Genomic DNA, 25,904 nt, shown 5'->3' with positions numbered 1-25,904 from the left:
GTCGGTTCCTAATCGAGGGGATGGCCCGCTGCCTTGAGCAGCGTGCGGGTTTCGTAAAGCGGCAGACCCATGATTGCGCTATGGCTGCCCTGAATCGCGCGGATCAGCCCGGCGGCTTTGCCTTGGATGGCATAGCCACCCGCCTTGCCGCGCCATTCGTCGCTGGCAATATAGCGGTCGATCTCCGCCGCCTCCAGCCGCTTGAACGTCACGATATTGGTCGACAGCCGATGCCGTGCGACGCCCGCGCCGTCGATCAGCGTGATGGCGCTCAGCACGCGATGGCGACGGCCCGACAGCAGCGTCAGGCAAGCGCGCGCCTCCGCCTCGCTTTCCGCCTTGGGCAAGATGCGCCGTCCAGCAGCCACCACCGTATCGCCCGACAGAACCAGCGCGCCGTCATGGCGTGCCGCCACCACCACCGCCTTTTCAGCAGCGATCCGCGCGGCATAGAGCGCGGGCAGTTCGGCTTTGCGGGGCGTTTCGTCCAAGTCGGCGGGATCGACCGCGTCCGGGACAACGCCGATTTGCCCCAGCAGCGCGAGCCGCCGGGGGGATGCCGAAGCCAATATGAGTCGCATCAGATACGACTTATTTGAAACGGTACGTGATCCGACCCTTGGTCAGGTCGTAAGGGGTCAGCTCGACAAGCACTTCGTCACCCACCAGCACGCGGATGCGATTCTTGCGCATCTTGCCAGCGGTGTGGCCGAGAATTTCGTGGTCATTTTCAAGCCGGACACGGAACATGGCGTTGGGGAGAAGCTCCACAACCTGTCCGCGCATTTCAAGCAGTTCTTCTTTCGCCATAATATCCCAAATTCGCAAAATCGCGCCGCCATAGCGCCAAACTGCGCAAAATGGAAGTCACGCTTTCACGCCGAACCGATCCCCTGCCGCGATGAGCGCTGCGAAGATGTGATCGAGCTGGGTTTCATCCAGGCAATAGGGCGGCATGAGGTAGATGCTGTTGCCCAAGGGCCGCAGCAATATGCCCCGCTCTAGGAAGAAGGCCCGGAGCCGGGGTGCGAGGTCCGACAGATAGCCCGCATCCGGCGCGATCAGATCGATCGCCGCGATTGCCCCCAGTTGCCGCGGATTGGCGAAGGCGGAATGCTGCGCCAGTTCTGCCAGCCGCGTCGCGATGCCATCAGCCAGCGCGGCGATCCGGCTCAGCACATCCTCCTCGCGCCAGACGGCGAGATTGGCGACCGCCGCCGCGCAGGCGATGGCGTTCGCGGTATAGCTGGACGAATGGTAGAAAAGCCGCGCCCTGTCGGTCGAGCGATGCGCCTCGAAGATCGGCGCGGTCGCCAGCGTCGCCGCCAGCGGGATCGCGCCGCCGGTAATGCCCTTCGCCACCGCCATGATGTCGGGCACGACCCCTGCCTGTTCGCAAGCGAACAGCGTGCCGGTGCGGCCCCAGCCAGTCATCACTTCATCGGCGATGAACAATACATCGTGGCGGCGGCAGATCGCCGCCATCTCGCGCAGGATCGAGGGCGGGTAGACCAGCATACCGCCTGCGCCCAGGATCAACGGCTCGACGATGAAGGCGGCGGGCTTTTCGCGGCAAGCGGCATCAAGCGCATCGAGGCAGACCTGCTCCTGGCCCGGTGCCGGGAACGGAATCGTCCCGACATCGAACAGCAACGGCGTCCAGGCAGCATTATAGACGCCCCGCTCGCCGATCGACATCGTGCCGATCGTATCGCCATGATAGCTGTGGTCCAGCACCAATATACGGCTGCGCGCCTCGCCCAGTCCGTTCAGCGCCCGGTTGTGCCAATAGCCGAGCGCCATTTTCAGCGCCACCTCGACCGCGGTGGAGCCGCTGTCGGAATAGAAGACATGCGCGAGACGGGGCTGATCGGGCGCGTGCGGCGCCAGATCGATCAGGCCACGCGCTACTTCCTCGGCGGGCGCATGGGTGTAGCCCGCGAAGATAAGCTGATCGAGCTGCCCCGCCTGCGCCGCAATGGCGGCGGCAATGCGCGGGTGGCAATGGCCATGGGTCGTCACCCACCAGCTCGAAATCGCGTCGATCAACATGCTGCCATCGGCCAGATGCAACAGCGCACCCTCGGCGCGCACGACCTGGGGGATCGGCTCGTTCAGGCCATGCTGGGTGAAGGGGTGCCAGACAGGAGAAGTCATCGCATGTCTTTAGGCGAGAGCCGCCTGCAAGGCTATGGCTTCTCCGCGTCCGGCGCATCCACCGGCACGGCGGGCGGGATGACAACCGGCGGCGGCGTGACGCGCACCTCGACCCGGCGATTCTTCGCCCGGCCTTCGGGATCGTCGCTACCATCCTCCTTGGCATTGGGCGCGATCGGCCGGGTTTCCCCCAGAGCGACCAGCGTGATGCGCTCGGCCACCACGCCCTTTTCGAGCAGATAATCGCGCACCCGCTCGGCGCGACGGCGGGAAGCAACACGATTATCGCCATCGGTGCCCAGCGAATCGCTATGCCCACGCAGCGCGACAGTCCCGCCCGCCTGCATTGCTGGGGTCGTCATCAGCGCGTCCAGAGCGGCCTTCGCCCCATCGTCCAACTGGAGCGACAGGGCACCGAAGCCGATCAGCAATTCTTCCGGCTCGATCTTGGGTTCTTCCACCGTGGGCACGACTTCGGGGCGCAGGATGGAGCGTTGCGGCTCGACCATATTGTCCGCGCCATTGTCCGCCACGCCATTGTCGGCGATCACGTTATTGGCAGCCTCCTGCCCAGCGGGCGGCTGACACGCAGCCAGGCTCGCGCACAGGAGCAGCGCGGTTGGGGCCAATTTGGTCATTCTTCCTTTCCTTTCGATCGGATCGGGGCGGGCGGCACATAGGACAGGATGGTGTCGCCGGGCTGGGGCGTGGGACGCGACGCATGGGAGAAGAAACGCAGCGCCCCGGTCCGGCGCACCAGCAAGAGCATGTCGCCCTCCGGCGGCAAGGCGGCGCGGGCCGCTTCATAATCGAAATGTTCGCTGATCTTCGTCTTGCGGAAGGTCCAGCCTTGCTCCTCGCGTTCCACAATATCCTCCACGCCATGGCCCGACGTGAAGAGCGTCCGGCCGCGCAGCGATTCGGGCAAGGTGCGTGGGTCGTCATCATCGCTGGCGTCGCCCAGCTGATAGACATTATCGCGCCCGATCTCCGGCGCGAATTCGTTGCAGACGAGCGCGTTATAGGCCTCGTTGCCAGTCGCGGCGGCCAGCACCTGAAACTGGGTGAGGTCCAGCCGTTCCTCGGTGGCTTCGGACAAGATTTCGCCATGATAGGTGGGAATGCCCTTGTGCCGGGCCGGGGCCAGCCGCTGCCAGCTATTGTCGGCGATCGTCACGGGTATGTCGATCTGGCGCAACTGATCGGCCAACCCCAGACTGAAAGGCGTCGCACCGACGATCAATAGCCCCTGTTCCGATGCGCCGGTCACCTTGAGCAGCCGCGCGACCGCCTTGATCGAAAAACCGTGGAAAAGGATCGTCGCAATGACGACGGCAAAGGACAGGGTGACCAGGATCGAACCGTCGCCATAGCCGAGCCGGTCGAGCCGCAGCGCGAACAGGCCGGAAATGGCCACGGCGACGATGCCGCGCGGCGCGATCCACGCGACCAGCAGCCGCTCGTTCCAGGGAACGGGGGAGAAGGCAAGGCTGAGAAGGACCGTGGCTGGCCGTACCAGGAACAGCAGCGCCAGCAGGAAACCGATGAAGCGCCATTCGAACTGGCGCAAAACTTCAAGGTTGAGCGAGGCGGAGAGGATCACGAACACGCCTGAGATCAGCAGGACGGTGACATTCTCCTTGAATGGCTGAATGTCGCGCAGCGAATCGAAACGCATATTGGCAAGCGCCACACCCATGACGGTGACCGCCAGCAATCCGGTTTCCTGCTGGATCATGTTCGATCCGACAAAGACACCGATTACCGCGACCAGCAATATCGGTGCCTTGAGATATTCGGGCACATGACCGCGCGGAAAGGCCCAGCCGATCGCACGGGCGGCAAGCCAGCCGATCAGGCCTGCGATGACCGCAGCACCCAGCAGCGACAAGATGACCGACGCCAGCGTCCCGCCCTCGCCCGCCCGACGCAGATATTCATAGGTCACGACGCCAAGCAGCGCCCCGACCGGATCATTGACGATCGCTTCCCATTTCAGGATGGCGCGCGGCCGCGCCGCGACGTTGGACTGACGCAGCAAAGGCAGCACCACGGTCGGCCCCGTCACCACCAATATCCCCGCAAACAGGATCGCGACCGGCCAGACCAGCCCCGCGACGTAATAGCAGGCGATAGCGCCCAATACCCAGCCGATCGGCGCGCCGAGCAGGACGAGGCGGATCACCGCGCCGTCGGTCTTGCGCAATTCGCGGAAGTTGAGGCTGAGGCCACCTTCGAACAGGATCAGCGCGACCGCGATCGACACCATGGGTTCGAGCAGCTCGCCGAACACATGTTCGGGGTTGATGATGTGGAGAACGGGGCCGCCGATGACGCCCGCCGCCAGCATCAGCGCAATGGCGGGCCAGCCGGTGCGCCATGCGATCCACTGCGCGCCGATCCCCAATATGCCGATCAGCGCGATGGAAAGGGCCAGTTGCTGCATGGCGGGCACGATAGACAGACAGCGCGGCCGCCGTCACCCCCTGATATTTTTAACCGGTCGGGGAACCACCGGGCGGCGGGACGAAAAATGGGCCGATCGAGGACCGGCCCATCCGTCTTTCATCAGGGCTGCGGCTGCGCCGGGGCAGCCGGCGCGGCGGCCTGAATGCGCTGCTGAAGCGCGGGGTCGGTGGCGGCAGCTTGACCGATCTGGTTGAACTTTTCAGGCGGCAGGCCCGACGCCTGCAACGCGGCGAGCATCTTGGGCTGCTTCTCGGCGGCCGGGATCGACGCATCCGCCTGGATCTTCGTCACTTCGGTGGCAGCAGCGGCAAATTGCTGGATGTCGCTGTCGCTAAAATTGCTGGCTCCGGCGGCGGGTGCTGCCGGGGAAGCTGGTGCCGCAGGGGCAGGCTGCGTGGTCTGCGCCGCGAGCGGGGCAACCGCGAAAAGAGCGGCCGATGCGAGGCCAGCCTTGAGGGCGTGGGAAAGGGTGAGGCTCTTCACAATGCGTCTCCTTGAACTGATAACCCGTCAGAAACTGTGGACAACGCATCGGCATGGGAAGGCCCGTTCCGTCGAGCCGTGGCATAAGGCGGACGACGTTCGGGTTCCCGACAGTTCGTCCTTTTTGAACAACGGGCCGTCAGCCGCCACTATCGTTGCGACCTTGCAACAAGTTTGCGCCGACTCCGAAAACCGGGGTCGGCGCACGCTCGTCATCACCAGATTTTGACGCGCTCCATGGGCTCCAGATAGAGCTTGCCACCCGGCGCAGGCTTGAACGCCTCATACCAGCTATCGAAATTGCGCACGATATCGGCGCGATATTGCGACGGCGCGTGCGGATCGGTGACCAGCCGCTGGCGCAGATTGGCCTCGCGATAATTGCGCCGCCACACCTGCGCCCAGCCCAGGAAGAAGCGCTGGTCGCCGGTCATGCCGTCGATCACCGGCGCGGGCTTGCCGCCCAACGAGGCATGATAGGCATCGAGCGCGACCGCCAGACCACCCAGATCGCCGATATTCTCGCCCAGCGTGAACGCCCCCTTCACATGCGCGCCGGGGAACGGCTCATAGGCGTCATATTGGGTGACCAGCTTGTCGGTCAGCGCCTTGAAATTGGCGACATCGGCGTCGGTCCACCATTGGTTGAGCTTGCCGGTCTCGTCATATTTCGCGCCCTGATCGTCGAAATGATGGCTCAGTTCATGGCCGATCACCGCGCCGATACCGCCATAATTGACCGCCGGGTCGGCGTTGGGATCAAAGAAGGGCGGTTGCAGGATCGCGGCGGGGAACACGATCTCGACCATGCCGAAATTGGCATAGGCGTTGATCTCCATCGGCGTCATGCCCCATTCCCAACGATAGATGGGCTTGCCCAGCTTCCCGATATTATAGTCGAAATCGAACTGATTGGCGCGCATCGCATTGCCCAGCAGATCGTCGCGCTGGATGGCGAGGCCATCATAGTCGCGCCATTTGTCGGGATAGCCGATCTTGGGGGTGAAGGCCGCCAGCTTCTTGTGCGCACGCGCCTTGGCGGTGTCGCTCATCCACGGCAGGCCGTCGATGCGACGTCCCATGGCGGCGATCACATTCTTGACCAGCACATCCATCGCCGCCTTGGTTTCGGGCGGGAAATATTGCGCGACATAGACTTTGCCGACCTCTTCGCCGAGTGAATCCTTGAGGAAATCGACGCCCCGCTTCCACCGCGCCTCACGCTCTGGCGTACCTGACAGGGTGGTGCCGTAAAAGGCGAAGTCGGCATTGGCGATGTTGTCGGGCAGTTTGTCGGCATAAGCATGCAGGCTGCGCAGCAACAGCGCGTCCTTCAGCACGGCGATCGGCGTCTTGGCGATCAGCGCCGCCTCGCCGGTGATGGCGGAGGGTTGGGCGACGAGCAGGTCGGTCGGCGTCAGGCCATTCGCCTTGAAATAGGCGGCGAAGTCGAAGCCTGGCGCGGCCTTTTGCAGGGCGGCCAGCGTCAGCTTATTATAGGTCTTGTCCGCGTCGCGGCTGTCGATCTGGGTCCAGTGGACCTTGGCCACTTCCGTCTCGAACGCCATCAAGGCGGCGGCGCGCGCCTTGGCGTCTGTTTCACCCGCCAGCGTCAGCATCGTCTCCAGATGCGCGACATAGGCGGCGCGGATCTTTGCCATTTCCGGCTTTTCATCCAGATAATAGTCGCGATCGGGCAGGCCCAGCCCACCCTGGCTCATCGACAGAATATAGGTTTCGGGGTCTTTATCGTCCTGCCCGACATAGAATCGGAACGGGCCGCTGATCCCGGCGCGGGCAGCCTTGGCGGCGAGCGTCGCATAGCCCGCCTTGTCCTTCACGCCCTTGATTTCGGCCATCCAAGGCTTGATCGGGGCCAGCCCCTTGGCTTCGACCGCAGCGGTGTCGAGATAGCTGGCATAGGCCGCACCGATCTTGCTCGCCGGATCATCCTTCGCCGCGTCCAGGATCGCGCGGGTGCGGGTGCGCGACAATTCGTCGAGCGTATTGAACGCGCCATAGTTGGACTTGTCGGCCGGGATCGGCGTGTTTTTCGCCCAAGTGCCGTTCGCATAGTCGTAGAAATCATCGCCGGGCTTCACCGACAGGTCCATGCCGGCCGCGTCGAAGCCATAGCTGCCATAAGTGGGCTTGGCCGGGGCCGAAGCCGGAGCGGTTGTGGCGGGCTGTTGCGCATGGGCGATACCAGCGGTCAGGGCCAGTGCGGAGGCGGCAGCGCCCAGAAAGAGGTGTTTCATCAAAGCATCCCTTGCTTGAAGTGGGCGCATCGGACGCGCCCGGCATGACGGGGACTTGAACGCCTGTCCAACAAGCCTGTCCATGTCGTTGGTCGAATATTATCAGCCGTTGAAAGGATCGGAAAGCCGTATGTGCGCCGCGAACGCTTGCGCCAGCGCAGCCGGGCTCAGCGGATCAAGCAGCGGCAGGCGGCCAAGGCTGGGCACACCCGCCAGCAGCGGGATGATCCGCTCATTTTCCGCATGCGCCTCACCGATGAAGGCGATGCCCGCGATCGGCACGCCGCGCGCCCGCAGCGCCTCGACGCTGAGCAGGCTATGGTTGATCGTGCCGAGCGCGGTGCGCGCGCACAGGATGACGGGCTGGCCCCAATGGGCGAACAGGTCGGCCATCAGCAATGTCTCGCTGATCGGCACGAGTACGCCGCCCGCGCCCTCGACCACCAGCGGCCCATCGACCTGCGGCAGCGCCAGCCGGTCCAACGCGATCGTCACCCCGTCGATCCGCGCGGCAAGATGCGGCGAGGCGGGCGTCGCCAGCCGATAGGCTTCAGGCAGAATATGCGTGGCGGGCAGGCCGGACAGGCGGGCGACCTCTTCCTTGTCGCCATCGGGGTCGACCCCGGCCTGGATCGGCTTCCAATAATGCGCGCCCAACGCAGCGGCGAGGCCAGCGGCAAAGACCGTCTTGCCGATGCCCGTATCAGTGCCGGTGACGATAAGGACGCTCATCCCACGATCCTTTGCAATTCACGGCCGAGCGCGGCGATGTCGGCGCGGCCGACATTGAGAGTCAGCGATAGGCGCAGGCGGCTGGTGCCCGGCGGCACGGTTGGCGGGCGGATGCCGCGCACGTCGAACCCAGCGTCCTGCAAGGCCGCCGCCGCCGCCATGGTGCGCGCATCCGTGCCCAGGATGACCGGCACGATCTGGCTGCGCGGTGTGGGCAGGCCGAGCGGCGCGCAGATGGCTTCGGCGGCATCCTGCCGCAACGTCTTCAACCGATCGCGCAGGTCGCTCGCTTCCTCGATCCGGTCGAGCGCGGCGGACACCGCAACCGCCATCAGTGGCGAGGGCGCGGTGGAGAAGATGAAGGCGCGGGCGCGGTTGATGAGATAGTCGATATGCAGGCGCGGCCCGCAGATCAGCGCGCCTTCCACCCCCATCGCCTTGCCGCAGGTGTGAAGCGTGACGACATTGTGCAGCCCGTCCAGCCCGGCCGAAAGCCCGCGTCCACCCGGCCCGAAGACCCCGGTGCCATGGGCTTCGTCGAGCAGCAGCATGCCATGATGTTTGGCCGCCAGCTTGGCGAGATCGGCGAGCGGGGCCAGGTCGCCATCCATCGAATAGAGCGTTTCGACCGCGATCCAGATGCGGCCCTTGCCCCCTTCGGCGCGGAAGGCGGTGATCAGGTCGGCAAAGCTTTGCACATCATTATGGCGGGCGAAGACGGCGGCGGCCTTGCTCATGCGGATGCCGTCATGCGCGCTCGCGTGTATCAACTCGTCCGCAACGATCAGGTCGCCGCGCTGCGGCAGCGTGCCGAACAGAGCGAGATTGCCGACATAGCCATTGGCGACGAACAGCGACGCCTGGGTGCGGAAGAAATCCGCCGCCTTGGCCTCCAGCCCTTCATGTTCGGGCGCATTGCCGCGCAGCAGCCGCGATCCGCCCGACCCCACCGGCACGCCCCTTGCAATCGCATCCGCCACCGCCCCGGCGATGATCGGATCGGCGGCGAGGCCGAGATAATCGTTCGACGCGAAATCATGGCCCGACCGGGGCATCAGGCGACGCAACCGCCCGCGCGCGTCCAAAGCGGCAAGCTGTCTGGCGAAGGGTTCGGCGGTCATGGGCGGGGCTATAGGCCGCTCCCGAAAGGGGAGCAAGCCGCCGCTCAGCCCTCCGCCACCGCCGTCGACAGCCCCAGTCCCGGCACGCCGATCGAGCGTTTACCCGAAAAATCGGTGCGGGCGACGATGACGCCCAGTTTTTCCATATAGTCGATCAGGCGGCGAACGCGCCCCGGCGAACTGGTGCCATAGGCGCGGGCCAGGGCGGCATCGTCGGGGCATTGATGCCCCTGCATCGCGGCGCGCGCGATCAGCAGGAAGGGGGCGAGCATGTCTTCGGGCAGCGTGTCGGCGGCGCGCATCGCCGGTTCCCAGCGCGGGTCGGCCGCGTCCATCATCCCCGCCTGCGCCATGGCAAAGCGCTTGCGGAAGGCGGGCAGGTCCAGCGGCGGGGTGCGCAGCCCCTTCATCCGGCAGCGCACGCCGAAATCCTGGTACAAAGTCGACACGCTGGGGGCCGCATCGCCCAGATCAGCGACGATTTCTTCCAGCACCGCCATCACCACCGGCTCATTCTGGCCGAAATCCAGTTCGGGCGCGGCGGGCTTGGCCGAGGGCGAATCGGCCAGCGCGCGGATGATCTCTTCGGCGGGGCGGGGCGGCGGATCGGCGCGCGGCGAAGCGATGGGCGCTGCGTCCTGCGGTTCGGGGGCGAACAGCAATTCCTGAAAATCCTCGCCGCTCGTCACCGGCGGTGCCATCAGCTTGTGGGTGCCGCCGCGCGTGCTGGTGTGGACCGCGCCGATCTTCACCGACACCGGACGGCGGCAGATGGCCGGACCCAGCGCCAGGAAGCGCCCGCGCTCCAGGTCGCGGATCTGCTCCGCCTGCCGCCGTTCCATGCCCAGCAGGTCGGCGGCGCGCGCCATGTCGATGTCGAGGAAGGTGCGGCCCATCAGGAAGTTGGAGGCTTCGGCGGCGACATTCTTGGCGAGCTTCGCCAGCCGCTGCGTCGCGATCACGCCCGCCAACCCGCGCTTGCGCCCCCGGCACATCAAATTGGTCATCGCCGCCAGCGACACCCGCCGCGCTTCGTCGGACACGTCGCCAGCGGCGGCGGGGGCGAACATCTGCGCCTCATCCACCACCACCAAAGCAGGATACCAATGGTCGCGGGGCGCATCGAACAGGGCGTTGAGGAAGGAGGCGGCGCATTTCATCTGCGCGTCGATCTCCAGCGCCTCCAGGCTCAGCACCACCGAGGCGCGATGTTCGCGAATCCGCGTCGCCATCGTGACGATCTCGCGCTCATTATAGTCGCCGGCGTCGATCACCACATGGCCGTAGCGGTCGGCCAGCGTGACGAAATCCCCCTCCGGGTCGATCACCACCTGCTGCACCATCGGCGCGCTTTCCTCCAGCAGGCGGCGCAGGAGATGCGACTTGCCCGACCCCGAATTGCCCTGAACGAGCAGCCGGGTGGCGAGCAATTCCTCCACGTCGACCAGCACGGGCTTGCCGTGGCTGTCGGTTCCTATGCTGATGCTGGCGGTCACGCCCACCCCATGGCCCATGGGGGCGGGGGAGCGCAAGAGGGGTGCGCGGCGGCGACAGTGGCGCGCCGGTCGAGGATCGGGCGAAGTTCACACCGTCGTCGGCAAAATCGGGCCAATAGTAAAGGCGAGGGCGCTGTGAAGACCCGGTGAGGTTCGTGTTGGATCACGGTGAAGTCACGCCTGGGTCACGGTGGCGCGACAGGGGGATGGCGGGGGCGGGCCTTGTCGTCCGGCGACCATGCGGTTTGTAAATCTGGTCCTGGCGTGTCGAGCAACACCAATCCTCCCCTGGCAGGGGAGGTGGCAGGGCGAAGCCCTGACGGAGGGGTGTTGCCGTCTCGATAGCGGGACACCCCTCCACCATTCGCTTCGCGAACGGTCCCCCTCCCCTTCCAGGGGAGGATTTTGTTACCCGGTTCGCAAACCCCATCATCACCTCAGCGGCGCGACCGGCGGCGTGTCCGGCGCGAAGGGATCGGCCATGCACTGCGCATAATGGGCCAGCGCCCAGTCCCAGCTCTGGTCGAACATCGTCCCCGCCAGCCGCCGACGCAGGCGATGCGCGCTGGTGGGCGACATGCCGACGCTGCGCGCGGCGGTGGCGACGGTGCCGGTTTCGAGCAGGGCAACGAGGAAGCGCCGCTGCTTGTCGGGCGTCCAATGGGTGCGGCTGGCCGGGGGTGGCGGCGGCGGGGTGGGGTGCTGGTCCATCGGAAAGGATAAATCAGAGGATGTGCGAATAGGAAAGGGGGTTTTGTGGCGGGGTCATGGCTTTGGTCGGCTATTAACGGAACGCGCCGTTTGAAACTGACACCTTTCGAGATGGTTAGAGGATAGCGGTCTTTCACGAACACGCCCGGCGCGCCGCGCAGGGCACTCTTATTCTGAACCGCTCAAGAGAATATGTTACGCCAGACTTATCAGGCGGCTTATGACCCACGTGAGTGCGGCAGTCGATATGGCAACGTCCCCGGCCACGAAGACAGCTGCGAAAATCAATCCTCTTGGCGCAAGGGCGAATACGCCGGGTTCCACCAGAAGCAGAGTAGCCCCTAGGATTGAAGCAATTAGCAGCCAGAACATTGCGGCTTTAGAAGCAGCCGCAAGTTCCGAGAACGAGCTTGAGCCGCGCAGAAGGGCAAAGCGCTGGTCCGCTGTCAGGGCGTAGATCAAGGTGACGGCAGCGATGATGAAGCCCAGCAGTGACGACCCAACCGACAGCATCAACTCTGCCCCCTTCGTGAACGCCACGTGATCGCCCCGGAAGATCAAAGGCAAGCCCCACGCTGGGCCAAGCGACATGATCGCTGCCACGCTAAGGGCACCGCCAGTGTTATAGATCTTACGTGCTCGCCAATACGCCTTGCTCAATCCCATGGCAGTACGGCCCGGAGTGACTTCTGGAGTGCGTCCCGGCGCTGCATATACGCATCCTCAATCGCAATGAAAGCCGCCTCGCTGTCAACACTGCGGGCCTTCTTAGAAGACCGAACGAAGTTGACCTCGGCGACAAGAAAGTCTTCCAATAGGTTCAGAGTTCGCGGTCGGCGCGTGTGAGGATCGGTGCCGCGGATCTGGAGCGTCTCATATGCGTCGTCACTATCGACGTCTCGCATGGCTCGAACGAGAGCGAGGCCTAAATTCTTTAGGCGGCCATCAGAAGGGTCACGCGCGTTGAAGTAGAGCCCGAGTGTTTTGGATTGGTTGACTTGTCGCTGGGCCTCGAATGCATCCGCAAGGCTCCGGTCAGCTTGCCGCACAAGCGCGATGTTATCTGGAGGAATCTCGAGTTCGAGATATTTCACATTGTCCATATCCCTGATCACATCAGCCAGATCACGTTCGAACAATCTTTGAAACCGTGGCGTCGATGGAAGGTTGCGCCCCTTGAACATGAGATATTCGCCCAGCTTACGTATACGTGGCGCATCTCGGTTGAATTCCGCAGCAACAAAGCCATCGGAAAACACGACGATGTGGCAAACGTCGATCAGACCTGCGTCTTCCGCGATAGAAAGCGTCTTCTTGATGCCCTTGCGCTCTATCTCAGGAAGATTATCTCGTCGCGTACGACCGAATTCAAGCCGTAGCGGATATTCTAGAGAATGCGGCATAACGCTGAGGAGCGAATTGTCCGTTGCGTCGGGCTGGTAACGGCCTTGCTCCTCCCAAGGAAGGTTCTCAATCGCAGCCAAGGAGGCCGGCAAAAGCGGAAGAAACTCCTCGGCGTGTGAAACACGGAAAAAATGAATGCGCCTCGTGACAGTAAGGTCGCCATTATTTGCCATTCGTCGCCCCCGTATCACCGTACCGTCTAGGTTATCTTGTACTGGCCATAGCACAAGCCAAATGAGCTTCGACTAGCCGCCGATCTTCCCATCAATCCGTGGCGGGGCGCTCCCGATTGAACAGCCGCGTGTTGTGAGATAGTATGAAAAGATCATACCGACACGAGAGGCCGACCTATGGGCGCTTATGAACGCATGACCGTCGTGGTACCCGATCAGATGGCCGCGAAAATCCATGCGGCCGTCGAGGCTGGCGAATATGCTTCGGCCAGCGAGGTCGTGCGCGATGCGATGCGGTTGTGGAGCGAGCGGCGCGAATTTCGCCAGGAGGAATTGCTGGCGCTGCGGGAGGCGTGGGATCGTGGCAAGGCCAGCGGTGTCGCTGGCCCGCTCGACATGGAAGCCATCATCACGCGCGCGAAGGGCAAGAAGGCGGCTGCATCCGACAATGGCTGACATCATCGTCTCGCAGCAGGCGGATGATGATTTTGAACGACTATGGCGCACCATTGCGCTCGACAATGGCGGTGCCGCCGATCGCCTGTTCTGACGCCCCTGGAAGTCGGCGAGAAAGACCCTCACCGACTGCGACTAGGCAGCAGGCTGCCAAGTCTCCGTAGCCTCTCCCGCGAAGGCGGGAGAGGGCAAGGCGCGACATTCGCTTTGCCAATTGCCCCCGCCCCTACATCCTCCGCTTGACCCATTCCCTGTTGCAATGCAGCATCGCGTCCCATGGCGACTCTTTCCCCCTCCCCCTCCGCCCCTGCGATCACGCAGAATCCCGACATCCGCTTTCTGGGGCGCCTGCTGGGCGACGTGATCCGGGCTTATGGGGGGGAGAGCCTGTACAAACAGACCGAATATATCCGGTCGGCGTCGGTCGATCGGGCGCGTGGGGTGCAGGGGGCGGACCTGACCGATACCGGGCTGGATGCGCTGACGCTGGATGACACGCTCAATTTCGTGCGTGGGTTCATGCTGTTTTCGATGCTCGCCAACCTGGCCGAGGATCGGCAGGGCATCGCCGCCGAGCCGGGCGCGGATGTCGCGTCGGTGCTGGCGCGGCTGGAGTCGCATGGCATTGGCCGCGACGCGGTGCTGGACTTGCTGTCGCACAGCCTGATCGTGCCGGTACTGACCGCCCACCCGACCGAGGTGCGGCGCAAGAGCATGATCGATCACAAGAACCGCATCGCCGACCTGATGCTGCTCAAGGATGCGGGCCGCGACGAGACGGAGGATGGCGAAAATCTGGACGAGGCAATTTTCCGCCAGATCGCCCTGTTGTGGCAGACCCGCCCGCTGCGCCGCGAAAAATTGTTCGTTGCCGACGAGATCGACAATGTGCTGGCCTATTTCCGCGATACCTTCCTGCCGGTGCTGCCCGCGCTCTATGCGCGGTGGGAGCGGGTGCTGGGCGCGCGGCCGCAAAGTTTCCTGCGGGTGGGGAGCTGGATCGGCGGCGACCGCGACGGCAATCCCTTCGTTCAGGCGCCGCAATTGCGCCATGCGCTGCAGCGTGGCTGTCAGGCGGCGATCGCTTATTATTTGGATGCGTTGCACGCGCTGGGGGCGGAACTCTCGCTATCGACCGAATTGGCGCATGTGCCGCAGGCGGTGCTGGATCTGGCCGAGGCCAGCGGCGATGCGTCGCCCAGCCGGGGGGACGAGCCCTATCGCCGGGCCATATCCGGCATCTATGCCCGGCTTGCCGCGACCTGCACCGCGCTGACCGGCACGCAGCCCGCCCGGCCGTCGGCGCTCAAGGGCGAGGCCTATGCCATGCCGCAGGATTTCCGCCGCGATCTGGTGACGGTGGCGCAGGGGCTGGCGAGCGAGGGCAATGGCGCGCTGTCGAGCGGCGGGGCGCTGGGTCGCCTGATCCGCGCGGTCGAGACGTTCGGCTTCCACCTCGCCACGCTCGACATGCGCCAGAATAGCGACGTGCATGAGCGGGTGGTGGGTGAATTGCTCAAGGTCGCCGGGGTCGAGCCGGACTATGCCGCGCTCGACGAATATGCGCGCATCGCGTTGCTGCGCAAGGAGTTGGCGAGCAACCGGCCGCTGGGGTCGCGCTTTTCGGCTTATGGCGAGGAAACCGCGTCGGAACTGGCGATCGTCCATGCCGCGGCGGAGGCGCATCGCGTCTATGGCCCGCAATGCATCACCCATTATATCATTTCCAAGGCCGAAAGCGTGTCCGACATGCTGGAGGTCAATATCCTGCTGAAGGAAGCCGGGCTGTGGCAGGCGGGCGTGTATGGCGCGCCGCCGCAGGCCGCGATCATGGCGATCCCGCTGTTCGAGACGATCGGCGATCTGGAGGCTGCGCCCGCGATCATGTCGGCCTATTTCGGCCTGCCCGAAATTGCGGGCGTGGTGCAGGCGCGCGGGCATCAGGAAGTGATGATCGGCTATTCGGACAGCAACAAGGATGGCGGCTACATCACATCGACCTGGAGCCTGTACAAGGCGAGCCAGGCGCTGGCGCCCGTCTTTGCCGATGCGGGCGCGGCGATGCAGCTGTTCCATGGGCGCGGTGGTGCGGTCGGGCGTGGCGGCGGGTCCGCCTTCGCCGCGATCCAGGCGCAGCCGCGCGGGACGGTGCAGGGGCGCATCCGCATCACCGAACAGGGCGAGATGATCGCCGCCAAATTCGGGTCGCGCGATGTCGCCATGACCAATTTGGAGGCGATGACCAGCGCGACCCTGCTCGCCAGCCTGGAGCCGGAGGGGATTTCGGAGCGCGACGCGGCACGCTTTACCGCCGCGATGGACGAATTGTCGAAAAACGCCTTCGCCGCCTATCGCGACCTTGTGTACGGGACGGAGGGGTTCAAGGAGTTTTTCCGGCAATTGACCCCGATCCAGGAAATTTCCGGCCTCAAGATCGGATCGCGTCCGGCGAGCCGCACCAAGAGCAATGCTATCGAGGATCTGCGCGCCATTCCCTGGGTGTTCAGTTGGGCACAGGCGCGGGTGATGCTGCCGGGCTGGTATGGCGTGGGTCAGGCGCTCGCCGGGTTCGAGGACAAGGCGCTGCTCGCCGACATGGCGCAGCATTGGTCCTTCCTCAAATCCGCGCTCGCCAATCTGGAGATGGTCTTGGCCAAGTCGGACCTGGGCATCGCCGCCCAATATCTGCCGCTGGTCGAGGATCAGGGGATGGCCGAAACATTGTTCGGGCGGATACGCGAGGGCTGGAACCAGACGCATGACGGACTGCTGGCGGCGACGGGGCAATCGCGGCTGCTGGAAAAGAATGCGGCGCTGGAAACCTCGATCCGGCTGCGCCTGCCCTATATCGAGCCGCTCAACCTGCTGCAGGTCGAACTGTTGAAGCGCCACCGCGCGGGCGAGGATGATCCGCGCATCAAGGAAGGCATCGAATTGTCGATCAACGCGATCGCGACGGCGTTGCGCAACAGTGGTTGAGTTTGCCGGTGGGCGGGATTGACAGGGGCAGGACCGGAGTGCGAGCGCCCCTGTCATGATTGACGCCACCTATGCCCTTGCCGCCTGCATCTTCTTCGGTGCAGCGCTCTACTCCAGCGTCGGCCATGCCGGGGCGTCGGCCTATATCGCGTTGATGGCGTTGTTCGGCTTGCCTGCGCAGGTGATGCGTCCCACGGCACTGGTTCTTAACGTCATTGTGGCGACCTTCACCTCCGCCCGCTTCGTTCATGCTGGGCTGTTCCGCTGGCGCACGCTCTGGCCCTTTTTGATCGGGGCCGTCCCCATGGCGTTCATCGGCGGGGGCATCATCCTGCCCACGCATTTCTATCGTCCGCTGGTGGGTGTGGTCTTATGGCTGTCGGCTGCGCGCTTGCTGTGGCCAAAGCCGCTCGGCACGGCGGAAGATGTCAAAGATCCGCCCATTATGGCGGCGATCGCGGCTGGGGCGGGCATCGGCCTGTTGTCGGGCCTGACGGGCACGGGCGGCGGCATTTTCCTGTCGCCGCTGCTGCTGTTCCTAGGCTGGGCAACGCCGCGCGCTGCATCGGGAATCGCGGCGGTGTTCATCCTCGTCAATTCGATTTCCGGGCTGCTCGGCAATCTGGCGTCGCTGCAACAGCTGCCAGAGACGCTGCCGCTCTTTGCCGGGGCCGCGCTCGCGGGTGCGCTCGTGGGCACGACATTGGGCATTCGCCTGCCATCGACCATGATCGTGCGCGCCCTGGCGCTGGTCCTGATCGTGGCGGGGGCCAAGATGATCGGCGTCTATTGAACGGGAGAATCCGGGACGGCGGCAGTCCAATGCACCGCCCCGGACCCCCAGTCCTTGCCGCGGCAAGGATTGGCTGGTGGGGGCGAGCCGTTACGGCCCGCCCGAACTTTTAAGCTTGGAATTAGATCAGAACTTCGCGACAACGCCAGCCATCGGGCGGATCGAACGGAAATTGCCCATCGTGTCGGCCTGCACCCGGAAACGGATGTTGCTGCTCATGGCCGAGCTGCCCATGTCGGCGGGCGAGAGTTCCACGCCAGCGCCATAGGTGGTGCCATGGAAATCCTGGCTATCGGGGCCGAGCGCGTCGAAATTGACCCACTTGTAACCGACCTTGCCGAAGATCATGCTGTCCTTGCCGGCCTTGACGCCGACACGGCCCGCGGCATTATATTCCCAGTCGATGTCGCCCGACACGCCCTTGGACGCGCCGCCTTCAACGCCGAGAACGATCGGCCCTGCGACATTATAGTTCACGCCAGCGACGCCTTCGACCATGCGGCCCTTATAGCCGACGGGCGGAATGCCTTCCTTGCCGGTTTCGCTATCGAAATTATGCACGCCGCCCATCACGCCGACATAGGGTTCGAGGCGACGGGTAGAACTGCCATCGTCCTGCGCCATCGCGACGGCGGGAATGAAGGACGCAGCGGCAGCCGCTGTGAAAAGCAGTGTCTTCATGGGGGTAACCCTTTTTCTATTGTTGAGGATAAGCAGCGGTGTGGACCCGCCGGGTCGGCGCGAGCGCTCCAAGCTGCTGCACCAGACACGACACAAAATGACCGGACCCGCCCGAAGGTTTCCTGAACGAACGATAAAAACCGGACGAATGACATTTATGTGACGGAAAAAACACGGTTTCTGTCGCCCAGATGAACGAAACACCCCTTATCTGAACGGCAGATAAACGCTGGACGGCGCACCCCATTTTCATTCACAACCAATTCAACCGGCCCGCGTTACGTCAGTGACAGATAAAGATGAGGAGAAAGGCGATGACGGGCATCCGACATCGGTTACTGGCTACGATGGGCCTGATTGGCGCGCTGGCATTGGGGGGCTGCGCCTATGATGACGGCTATGGCTATGGCGGCGTAAACGTCGGCACGGGCTATTATGGCGGTGGTGGCTATTATGGCGACGGCTATTATGGTCCCGCAGGCTATTATCAGCCCGGCGCATTCGGCGGCTGGTACAATAATTATTATTATCCCGGTAACGGCTATTATGTCTACGACCGGGGTGGACGCCGTCACCGCTGGAACGATGGCCAGCGCCGCTATTGGGAAGGCCGCCGCGCCGAGCGCGGCGACAATCGCTGGCGTGACCGGGATCGCGATGGACGACCCGACCGGCGGCCCGATTGGCGTGGGCGCGATAATGACGGGCGCGGCGATGGACGGGGCGAATGGCGCGGACGCGGCAATGATGGTCGGCCAGGCGATGGTCGCTACACCCGTCCTCGGCCGCAGCCCGGCGTAGAGGGCGACCGGGGCCGGGGCCGCTGGCAGAATAACAATGCTGTGCGCCCGACGCCGCAGGCCCGGCCGGATCGCCCGCAGGCGAGCCAGCCCCGGCCGCAGCGCAGCGTTGGCAATCGCCCCGCCCCTAGTATCCGCGCCGATCGACCGGCGCCCACCAACAGCCGTGGCCCAGCCATGCGGACACGCCCAGACTGATGCGGAGACAGATGAAGCCACTCTTACTGACACCCCTCCTGCTCGTCGCCGCCTGCGACGGGCGGGAGGAAAGCGCAATCGACAATCTCGCCAATGGCGCGAATGTGGCCCAGGTGGAAAACAGCTTTCGGGCCGAGGCGATGGCGGTGATGGAACCGCTCGATCCGCCAGCGCCCGGCACGCCGGGCGGCCTGCCGATCGACCCAGCCCCGCTGGCCGAAGGATCGATCGATCCCGACAGCGCACAGGGCGCGGCGCAGGTCGTGCAGGGCTATTATGGCCTGCTGGAGGAAAAGCGGTTCGAAGATGCGCAGGCGCTGTGGAATCCGCGCGGCCAAATCGGGACGCAGGATGACGCGCATTTCGCGGCGCGTTTCCGGGGTTTCAGTGAAATCCACGCCAATGTCGGCGCGCCATCCGAGCCGGAAGGCGCGGCCGGGTCGCTCTATGTCATAGTGCCGGTCCAGCTTTATGGCCGGATCGCCGCGAACGGCAAACCCTTCTACGCCTTGCGCCAGGTGACCTTGCACCGCGTCAACGACGTGCCGGGATCGACCGCCGAACAGCGGCGCTGGCATATCGAACGGATCGGTGCCTATGCCCCGCCCATCCAGGCGGCCGATGCCAGCAATGCGATGGAAGCCATCTCCATGACCGACGGCATGGCGGGCAAAAGCAAGAAATAAGCGCCGTCCGCTTCGAGAAGGACGAACGCCGCCGCAAGGCAGGCGGTTCGGCTTCCCGAAGCGGACGGCGATGGTCAGATCAGGCGACGGTCGCCTTGACGATCTTGCCCGGCGTGCGCGGCGGCTCGCCCTTGGGCAGCGCGTCGACATGTTCCATGCCCGACGTCACTTCGCCCCAGACGGTATATTGGCCGTCGAGGAAGGTCGCATCGTCGAAGCAGATGAAGAACTGGCTGTTGGCGCTGTTCGGGTTGGACGAACGCGCCATCGAGCAGACGCCGCGGACGTGCGGCTGACGGCTGAACTCGGCCTTGATGTCGGGCAGCTTGGACCCGCCCATGCCGGTGCCGGTCGGATCGCCGCCCTGCGCCATGAAACCGGCGATGACGCGGTGGAACACGACGCCGTCGTAAAAGCCGTCCTTGGCGAGCGTGGTGATGCGCTCGACATGGCCGGGAGCCAGGTCAGGACGCAGCTTGATGACGACGTCGCCGCCACTGTCGAGGGCGAGGGTAAGTGTTTCTTCGGCCATGATGATCCTCTCTTGCCGGGGAAGGGGTAGTGGCCCCCATATAGAGGCTATCAAAGGGGATGGAAGATTGTTGTGGATAAGGCGTTCATTGCCGTCGCCCCATTGCAATTAGGCCGAGCATAGGCGAAAGCACCCCCATGTTACAGGAACCGGACAGTAGCGCGCGCCATGAGCGATCGCGGCGACAAGGCCAATGCCCGGCCCGATGAAGAACTGATCGACGCGACCGCGATCGATCAGGCCGAATCCCGTCATGACGAGGATGACCGGCTGAGACCCGAATATGTGACGGCCGTGCTGGACGCGGTGGAGGATGGCGATGCCGAGCGGGCGCGCGATCTCGTGTCGCCACTGCACCCCGCCGACATTGCCGATCTGCTCGAACTCACGCCCGCCGACCGGCGTGGCGCGGTGGCGGCGGCGCTCGGCGATCTGGTCGGCGCGGAAGTGCTGTCCGAACTCAACGACTATGTCCGCGACGACCTGATCGGCGACCTTGCGCCGGAACAGGTGGCGGGATTCGCGGCCGAACTCGACACCGACGATGCCGTCGCGATGATCGAGGATATGGACGATGCCGACCAGCAGGCCGTCCTCGACGCTCTCGACCCCGAAGATCGCGCGGCGATCGAAAGCGCGCTGTCCTACCCGGAGGAATCCGCCGGACGCCTGATGCAGCGCGATCTGGTCGCGGTGCCCGAACATATGACGGTCGGCCAGGTGATCGACTATCTGCGCGACCATGGCGACCTGACCGCCGATTTCTGGGAAATATACGTCGTCGATGCGATGCACCGGCCGGTCGGCTATTGCCAGCTAAGCTGGATTCTCACCTGCCCCCGTTCGGTCGCGATGGCCGACCTGATGAAGCGCGAACAGACGCTGATCCCGGTCGATATGGACCAGGAGGAAGTGGCGCTACGCTTCCAGAAATATGCGCTCATTTCCGCCGCCGTCGTCGATTCAAGCGGGCGGCTGGTCGGCATGGTCACGGTCGATGACGTCGTCCACATCATTGCCGAGGAAGCGGGCGAGGACATATTACGCCTGTCGGGCGCGGGCGAAGGCGACATCAACGAACCGATCCTGATGACGGTGCGCGCGCGCCTGATCTGGCTGGTCGTGAACCTTGGCACGGCGATGCTCGCCGCGTCGGTCGTCGGCCTGTTCGAAGGGACGATCGAGCGGTTTGCGATGCTCGCCGCGTTGATGGGCATCGTGTCGGGCATGGGCGGCAATGCGGGGACGCAGACGCTGGCCGTGGTCGTGCGCGCGCTCGCCACCAACCAGCTCACCAGTTCCAACACCGCGCGGATGATCGGCCGCGAATTCCGCATCGCCGCCACCAATGGCGCGACGCTGGGCACGCTGATCGCGATCGGCTCCTATGTCATCTATGGGCGGCTCGACCTGTCGCTGGTGTTCGGCGCGGCGATCCTGACCAACAATATGGTTGCGGGGCTGGCCGGGGTTTTGGTGCCGGTCACGCTGGAACGCAATAATGTCGATCCGGCAGTGTCCTCCGCCGTGTTCGTGACGATGATGACGGATTCGCTCGGCTTTTTCACCTTCCTGGGGCTGGCCACGCTCTTCCTGCGTTGAAGCCGCGCTGGTCCGTCCCCAAATCGCGCCCATGCCGCTGCACATCACCAAGATCGCTTTTCGCAGCGAAAGCCCCGCAACCCTGCGCGCCTGGCTGGAAAGCCAGCCCGGCGAAGCGCGGATCACCACCCGCTATCTGCCCAAGCGGGTCGAGGAAATGGCGGGCGGATCGCTTTACTGGATTCACGCGCATATGATCGTCGGCCGCAGCCCGATCCTGGGGTTCGAGGAAACGGGGCAAGGCCGCCATTGGGTCCGGCTCGAACCGCGCCTGATCCCTGTCCACGCCGCGCCCAAGCGCGCGCATCAGGGCTGGCGCTATCTGGAGGACAAGGACGCGCCGCCGGACCTTGCCGATGGCGAAGTCGATGCGCGCGACGCCATGCCCCCTGCCATGCTGCACGAACTGGCGAAGCTCGGTCTGGTCTAAAGGGCATAAGCATTTGAAACGCTGGACTTGTTGCTAGAAAGAACATAGCACGAACGCTATGGTTCAGATGTCCACCCGTCAGAAGCTCGAAATCTTGGCCGATGCCGCCAAATATGATGCCTCCTGCGCTTCGTCGGGCACGTCGAAACGGGATTCGCGTGGCGGCAAGGGCATCGGCTCGACCGAAGGGATGGGCATTTGCCATGCTTATGCGCCCGATGGCCGCTGCATCTCGCTGCTCAAGATATTGCTGACCAACAGTTGCATCTTCGACTGCCATTATTGCATCAACCGCAAATCGAGCGACGTGCGCCGCGCCCGCTTCACCGCCAAGGAAGTGGTGGACCTGACGCTCAGCTTCTACCGCCGCAATTATATCGAGGGGCTGTTCCTCTCCTCCGGCATCATCCGCTCGTCCGACTATACGATGGAGCAGATGGTCGAGGTGGCCCGGTCGCTGCGCGAGGATCATGATTTTCGCGGCTATATCCATTTGAAGACCATCCCCGATGCCGATCCCGGCCTGATGCGCCAGGCGGGGCTGCATGCCGACCGGCTGTCGATCAATGTCGAACTGCCGACCGAAAGCGGCCTCAAGCGGCTTGCGCCGGAAAAAGACGGCGCCCGGATCGAAGGGGCGATGGGCCAGATGCGGACCGAGATGGAGGATAGCGGCGACGCGCGGCGCAAATATCGCCACGCGCCGCGCTTTGCCCCGGCGGGCCAGTCCACCCAGATGATCGTCGGCGCGGACGCCGCCGACGACCGGGCGATCATCACGCGGGCCAGCAGCCTGTATGATCGCCACCGGTTGCGCCGGGTCTATTACAGCGCTTTTTCGCCTATCCCGTCGCCCAGCGCCGTGCTGCCGCTCAAGCGCCCGCCGCTGATGCGCGAACATCGGCTCTACCAGTCCGACTGGATGATGCGCTTCTATGGCTATGACGCAAGCGAAGTGGCGGCGGCGACTGACGCGGAAACCGGCCACCTGCCGCTCGACATTGATCCCAAGCTCGCCTGGGCGCTCAACCATCGCGCCATCTTTCCCGTCGATGTCAATCGCGCGCCGCGCGAGGCGCTGCTGCGGGTGCCCGGCCTGGGCGTCAAGGCGGTCGATCGCATCCTCGCCAGCCGCCGCCATCGCCGTCTGCGGCTCGATGATGTCGCGCGGATGACGACCTCCATCAAGAAGCTGCGGCCCTTTCTGGTGGCGGCGGATTGGCGCCCGGTGGCGCTCATCGACCGCGCCGATCTGCGCGCGCGCATGACGCCGCCCGCCAGCCAGCTCGAACTCTTTGCCTGACCACGACTTTTCCGGTTGCTTCCGAGTCGCGATCGTGGAATTCTTTGGCTTTCCGTCATTCAGGGGGTCGGGTCTTGGCGACGATGTTCGACAATCAGGCAATGGGCCGCAGCGGCGGCTTTGCGAAGCGGATCAGCAGCCATCTGGCGGCGGCGCTGGTGGTATTCTGTCTGTTGCAGATATTCATCGTCGCGAAGATGGGCGGATCGCTCGTCCTGCACCTGGGCGTCATCGTCGCGATCGGCGGCTATGCCATCGCCGCGCGCGGGCTGGAACGGCGCTGGCAGATGCTGGACCACAGCAGCCTGTCGCGCAGCGGCCTGGCGCTCCGCTTCCGCCGCGACGTCGTGCAACTCTGGGCCGCTAGCCTGATCGGCGCGGCGCTCTGGATTCCGGTCGCCATCATCTTCCGCGCCCTGTTCGGCTGACGACGTTCGGCTGAACGCGGATCGGCGGGAGCCAATTGCCGTTCGCGTCGTTGTGATCCTTCGAACCAGGGAGGAACCAGCATGGCCGACATCACTATTTTCGATCGTCTGAAGCAGGATCATGACGCGCATCGCCAGCTTTTCGAGAAGATGGCCAAGGCGGAAAGCGACGATCAGCTCGAAAAATTGTTCGCGCAATTTGCCGTCGAAGTGACCGCCCACGCCGCCGCCGAAGAGGAAACCCTCTACGCCACCATGTTGTCGCGCCCGGACCTGCGCGAAGATGCGCAGCATAGCGTGTCCGAACATAAGGAAATCGACGACTATCTCGAAGAGCTGGACGGACTGAAATTCAACGGCGAAGCCTGGCGCAAGAAATTCGCCGAGATGAAGAAGCGCTACCTCCATCATATCGAGGAGGAAGAGGAAGAGATGTTCCCGACCGCTGCCAAGGATCTGACGGCGGACGAAGAGAAGAAGCTCGGCGCCTTGTTCGCTAAGCGCAAGCCCGCCGAACTGGAACGCGCCCAGGCAGAGGATTAAGCGAGACACCATGCACCGCGTCGCCCTGACCGCGCCCGATGATATGGACGGTTGGCGGTCGGCGGCGCGGCGGCTGGCGATGGCGGGCGTCGATCCGGCCGATGTCGTGTGGCAGGTCGGCGATGCGCCGGGCGACCTGTTCGGCGACGCCCCGCTCCCGCCCGACACCAAAAGCAGCGCTTTCTCGGTGCCGCGCAGTTTCGTAACGCTGGCGGAAAGCGCAATCCTGCACAGCGATCCCAGCCGCTTCGCCTTTCTCTACGCCCTGCTGTGCCGCGTGCGCGCGCGGCCGGGCACGATGGAGGACAGCGCCGACCCGATGCTGGGCCGGGTGCAGGCGCTGGCCAAATCGGTCAGGCGCGACATCCACAAGATGCGCGCCTTCGTCCGCTTCCGCGAGATGGCGGATGGCGACGGCCCCCGCTTCGTCGCCTGGTTCGAGCCGGATCATCATATCGTGCGCGCCAATGCCGGTTTCTTCATGCGCCGCTTCGCCACCATGCATTGGTCGATCCTGACGCCCGATATCAGCATCCATTGGGATGGCACGACGCTGCGCGAAGGCCCCGGCGCCAGCCGCGCCGACGCGCCGCAGGGCGACCCGGTCGAGGCGCTGTGGAAGGGCTATTATGCCGCCATCTTCAACCCGGCCCGGCTCAAGACCGGCGCTATGCTGTCGGAAATGCCGAAGAAATATTGGCGCAACCTGCCCGAAGCCGCGCTCATTCCCGACCTGATCGCCGGGGCGCAGCAGCGCGAGGCCGCGATGATCGCTACCGCCCCGACCCCGCCCAGACGCGCGAGCAACAGCGCGACCGCCTGGGATGCCCTGCGCGCCGAAGCCATGACCTGCACCCGCTGCCCGCTGCATCAACATGCGACCCAGACGGTGTTCGGTGAAGGCCCGCTGAGCGCGCCGCTGATGTTCATCGGGGAACAGCCGGGTGATCAGGAGGATCTGGCCGGTCGCCCCTTCGTCGGCCCAGCCGGGCAATTGTTCGACGCGGCGCTGGCGCAGGCGGGCGTCGATCGTGCCCAGACCTATGTCACCAACGCCGTCAAACATTTCAAATATGAACAGCGCGGCAAGCGGCGCATCCACCAGACCCCGGTGGCGGGCGAGGTGCAGGCCTGCCGCTGGTGGCTGGACCAGGAGCGCGCGATCCTGCGGCCGCGCATCATCGTCGCGCTGGGCGCGACCGCCGCGCGCGCGATGCTGGGCAAGGCCGTGACGATCAGCGGGACGCGCGGTGCCGCCATCCCGCTGGAAGACGGCGCGGAAGGCTGGGTCACCGTCCATCCCAGCTATTTGTTGCGCCTGCCCGACGAAGACCGGCGGGCGGAAGAGCAAGCGCGCTTCGTCGCGGACCTGGCGATGATCGGCGATCGGCTGCGCGTCTTGACCGCCGACTAAACCCTGTATTTTTGTGGGCCGCACGCCTAAAGGCCTTGCGCGAACGCTTCCGTCC

At 64.5% G+C, this 25,904-nt stretch carries 26 protein-coding genes; 11 read left to right on the top strand and 15 right to left on the bottom strand.

Translation table 11 applies throughout. The features are described 5' to 3' along the window. Positions 1-8: 8 nt before the first annotated feature. The 13 genes from ACZ2HM_RS15775 to ACZ2HM_RS15715 form a co-directional block, all read right to left on the bottom strand. Entirely contained in the window at positions 9-581 is a 573-nt protein-coding gene (locus ACZ2HM_RS15775; protein ID WP_096061346.1) for a Maf family protein, read from the bottom strand. A 10-nt stretch (positions 582-591) separates the two neighbouring features. Beyond that, positions 592-810, bottom strand: coding sequence for a translation initiation factor IF-1 (gene infA, locus ACZ2HM_RS15770; RefSeq protein ID WP_003049127.1), 219 nt, complete (start codon positions 808-810; stop codon positions 592-594). 57 nt (positions 811-867) lie between these two features. Next, on the bottom strand, positions 868-2,157 hold the full coding sequence (locus ACZ2HM_RS15765; RefSeq protein ID WP_470425671.1) for an adenosylmethionine--8-amino-7-oxononanoate transaminase: 1,290 nt from the start codon (positions 2,155-2,157) through the stop codon (positions 868-870). A gap of 32 nt (positions 2,158-2,189) precedes the next feature. Continuing rightward, on the bottom strand, positions 2,190-2,795 hold the full coding sequence (locus ACZ2HM_RS15760) for an OmpA family protein (RefSeq protein ID WP_037476564.1): 606 nt from the start codon (positions 2,793-2,795) through the stop codon (positions 2,190-2,192). Next, a complete protein-coding gene (locus ACZ2HM_RS15755) occupies positions 2,792-4,603 on the bottom strand; it encodes a cation:proton antiporter (RefSeq protein WP_037476565.1) in 1,812 nt (603 codons plus the stop codon). Before ACZ2HM_RS15755 ends, ACZ2HM_RS15760 begins: the two co-directional genes overlap by 4 nt. Positions 4,604-4,725: 122 nt before the next feature. After that, positions 4,726-5,109 carry a DUF4168 domain-containing protein gene (locus ACZ2HM_RS15750; RefSeq protein WP_069065841.1) on the bottom strand — a complete coding sequence of 128 codons (384 nt, stop codon included), beginning with the start codon at positions 5,107-5,109 and terminating at the stop codon, positions 4,726-4,728. A 215-nt stretch (positions 5,110-5,324) separates the two neighbouring features. Beyond that, complete coding sequence (locus ACZ2HM_RS15745; protein ID WP_037476568.1) at positions 5,325-7,367, bottom strand: M13 family metallopeptidase; 2,043 nt, start codon at positions 7,365-7,367, stop codon at positions 5,325-5,327. Positions 7,368-7,469: 102 nt separating this feature from the next. After that, on the bottom strand, positions 7,470-8,099 hold the full coding sequence (gene bioD / locus ACZ2HM_RS15740) for a dethiobiotin synthase (RefSeq protein ID WP_037476569.1): 630 nt from the start codon (positions 8,097-8,099) through the stop codon (positions 7,470-7,472). Beyond that, positions 8,096-9,220, bottom strand: a complete 1,125-nt coding sequence (locus ACZ2HM_RS15735; RefSeq protein ID WP_470425670.1) for an 8-amino-7-oxononanoate synthase — start codon at positions 9,218-9,220, stop codon at positions 8,096-8,098. Before ACZ2HM_RS15735 ends, bioD begins: the two co-directional genes overlap by 4 nt. A 44-nt stretch (positions 9,221-9,264) precedes the next feature. Then, positions 9,265-10,716, bottom strand: a complete 1,452-nt coding sequence (locus ACZ2HM_RS15730; protein ID WP_470425669.1) for a helicase HerA domain-containing protein — start codon at positions 10,714-10,716, stop codon at positions 9,265-9,267. Between the two features lie 432 nt (positions 10,717-11,148). After that, a complete protein-coding gene (locus ACZ2HM_RS15725; protein WP_470425668.1) occupies positions 11,149-11,427 on the bottom strand; it encodes a LysR family transcriptional regulator in 279 nt (92 codons plus the stop codon). A 195-nt stretch (positions 11,428-11,622) separates the two neighbouring features. Beyond that, positions 11,623-12,093, bottom strand: coding sequence for a hypothetical protein (locus ACZ2HM_RS15720; protein WP_470425667.1), 471 nt, complete (start codon positions 12,091-12,093; stop codon positions 11,623-11,625). Next, complete coding sequence (locus ACZ2HM_RS15715) at positions 12,084-13,004, bottom strand: hypothetical protein (protein WP_470425666.1); 921 nt, start codon at positions 13,002-13,004, stop codon at positions 12,084-12,086. The genes ACZ2HM_RS15720 and ACZ2HM_RS15715 overlap by 10 nt, the downstream gene beginning before the upstream one ends. Before the next feature lie 195 nt (positions 13,005-13,199). On the opposite strand from ACZ2HM_RS15715, the gene ACZ2HM_RS15710 reads away from it, so the two are divergent. The 3 genes from ACZ2HM_RS15710 to ACZ2HM_RS15700 all read left to right on the top strand — a co-directional run bounded on the left by ACZ2HM_RS15710 (position 13,200) and on the right by ACZ2HM_RS15700 (position 17,232). Beyond that, positions 13,200-13,460, top strand: a complete 261-nt coding sequence (locus tag ACZ2HM_RS15710) for a type II toxin-antitoxin system ParD family antitoxin (protein WP_470425665.1) — start codon at positions 13,200-13,202, stop codon at positions 13,458-13,460. Positions 13,461-13,736: 276 nt separating this feature from the next. Beyond that, positions 13,737-16,439, top strand: coding sequence for a phosphoenolpyruvate carboxylase (gene ppc, locus ACZ2HM_RS15705; RefSeq protein WP_470425664.1), 2,703 nt, complete (start codon positions 13,737-13,739; stop codon positions 16,437-16,439). Between the two features lie 55 nt (positions 16,440-16,494). Beyond that, a complete protein-coding gene (locus ACZ2HM_RS15700; protein WP_470425663.1) occupies positions 16,495-17,232 on the top strand; it encodes a sulfite exporter TauE/SafE family protein in 738 nt (245 codons plus the stop codon). A 126-nt stretch (positions 17,233-17,358) separates the two neighbouring features. Here the strand turns inward: ACZ2HM_RS15700 and ACZ2HM_RS15695 are convergent, their stop codons facing one another. Next, a complete protein-coding gene (locus tag ACZ2HM_RS15695) occupies positions 17,359-17,913 on the bottom strand; it encodes an outer membrane protein (protein ID WP_333974451.1) in 555 nt (184 codons plus the stop codon). A 314-nt stretch (positions 17,914-18,227) separates the two neighbouring features. On the opposite strand from ACZ2HM_RS15695, the gene ACZ2HM_RS15690 reads away from it, so the two are divergent. Next, complete coding sequence (locus ACZ2HM_RS15690; RefSeq protein WP_470425662.1) at positions 18,228-18,911, top strand: peptidase; 684 nt, start codon at positions 18,228-18,230, stop codon at positions 18,909-18,911. An 11-nt stretch (positions 18,912-18,922) separates the two neighbouring features. Next, positions 18,923-19,597, top strand: a complete 675-nt coding sequence (locus tag ACZ2HM_RS15685) for a hypothetical protein (protein ID WP_470425661.1) — start codon at positions 18,923-18,925, stop codon at positions 19,595-19,597. A gap of 79 nt (positions 19,598-19,676) precedes the next feature. Here the strand turns inward: ACZ2HM_RS15685 and ACZ2HM_RS15680 are convergent, their stop codons facing one another. Continuing rightward, the gene (locus ACZ2HM_RS15680) at positions 19,677-20,129 is read right to left on the bottom strand and encodes a peptidylprolyl isomerase (protein WP_037480090.1); all 453 of its coding nucleotides are present in this window, start codon (positions 20,127-20,129) and stop codon (positions 19,677-19,679) included. Between the two features lie 168 nt (positions 20,130-20,297). On the opposite strand from ACZ2HM_RS15680, the gene mgtE reads away from it, so the two are divergent. The 6 genes from mgtE (at position 20,298) to ACZ2HM_RS15650 (ending at position 25,849) form a co-directional block, all read left to right on the top strand. Continuing rightward, complete coding sequence (gene mgtE / locus ACZ2HM_RS15675) at positions 20,298-21,731, top strand: magnesium transporter (RefSeq protein WP_333974447.1); 1,434 nt, start codon at positions 20,298-20,300, stop codon at positions 21,729-21,731. A gap of 31 nt (positions 21,732-21,762) precedes the next feature. Continuing rightward, entirely contained in the window at positions 21,763-22,161 is a 399-nt protein-coding gene (locus ACZ2HM_RS15670; RefSeq protein WP_470425660.1) for a DUF1489 family protein, read from the top strand. Between the two features lie 58 nt (positions 22,162-22,219). Then, positions 22,220-23,464, top strand: a complete 1,245-nt coding sequence (locus ACZ2HM_RS15665) for a putative DNA modification/repair radical SAM protein (protein WP_470425659.1) — start codon at positions 22,220-22,222, stop codon at positions 23,462-23,464. Between the two features lie 83 nt (positions 23,465-23,547). Next, complete coding sequence (locus tag ACZ2HM_RS15660; protein WP_409593663.1) at positions 23,548-23,892, top strand: hypothetical protein; 345 nt, start codon at positions 23,548-23,550, stop codon at positions 23,890-23,892. A gap of 81 nt (positions 23,893-23,973) precedes the next feature. Next, positions 23,974-24,435 carry a hemerythrin domain-containing protein gene (locus ACZ2HM_RS15655; RefSeq protein WP_069065826.1) on the top strand — a complete coding sequence of 154 codons (462 nt, stop codon included), beginning with the start codon at positions 23,974-23,976 and terminating at the stop codon, positions 24,433-24,435. A 10-nt stretch (positions 24,436-24,445) separates the two neighbouring features. Continuing rightward, complete coding sequence (locus ACZ2HM_RS15650; RefSeq protein WP_470425658.1) at positions 24,446-25,849, top strand: UdgX family uracil-DNA binding protein; 1,404 nt, start codon at positions 24,446-24,448, stop codon at positions 25,847-25,849. Positions 25,850-25,904: the final 55 nt, after the last annotated feature.

It is taken from the genome of Sphingobium sp. KKT206 (assembly GCF_055640555.1).
This window is presented reverse-complemented; position numbering and strand designations above follow the sequence as displayed.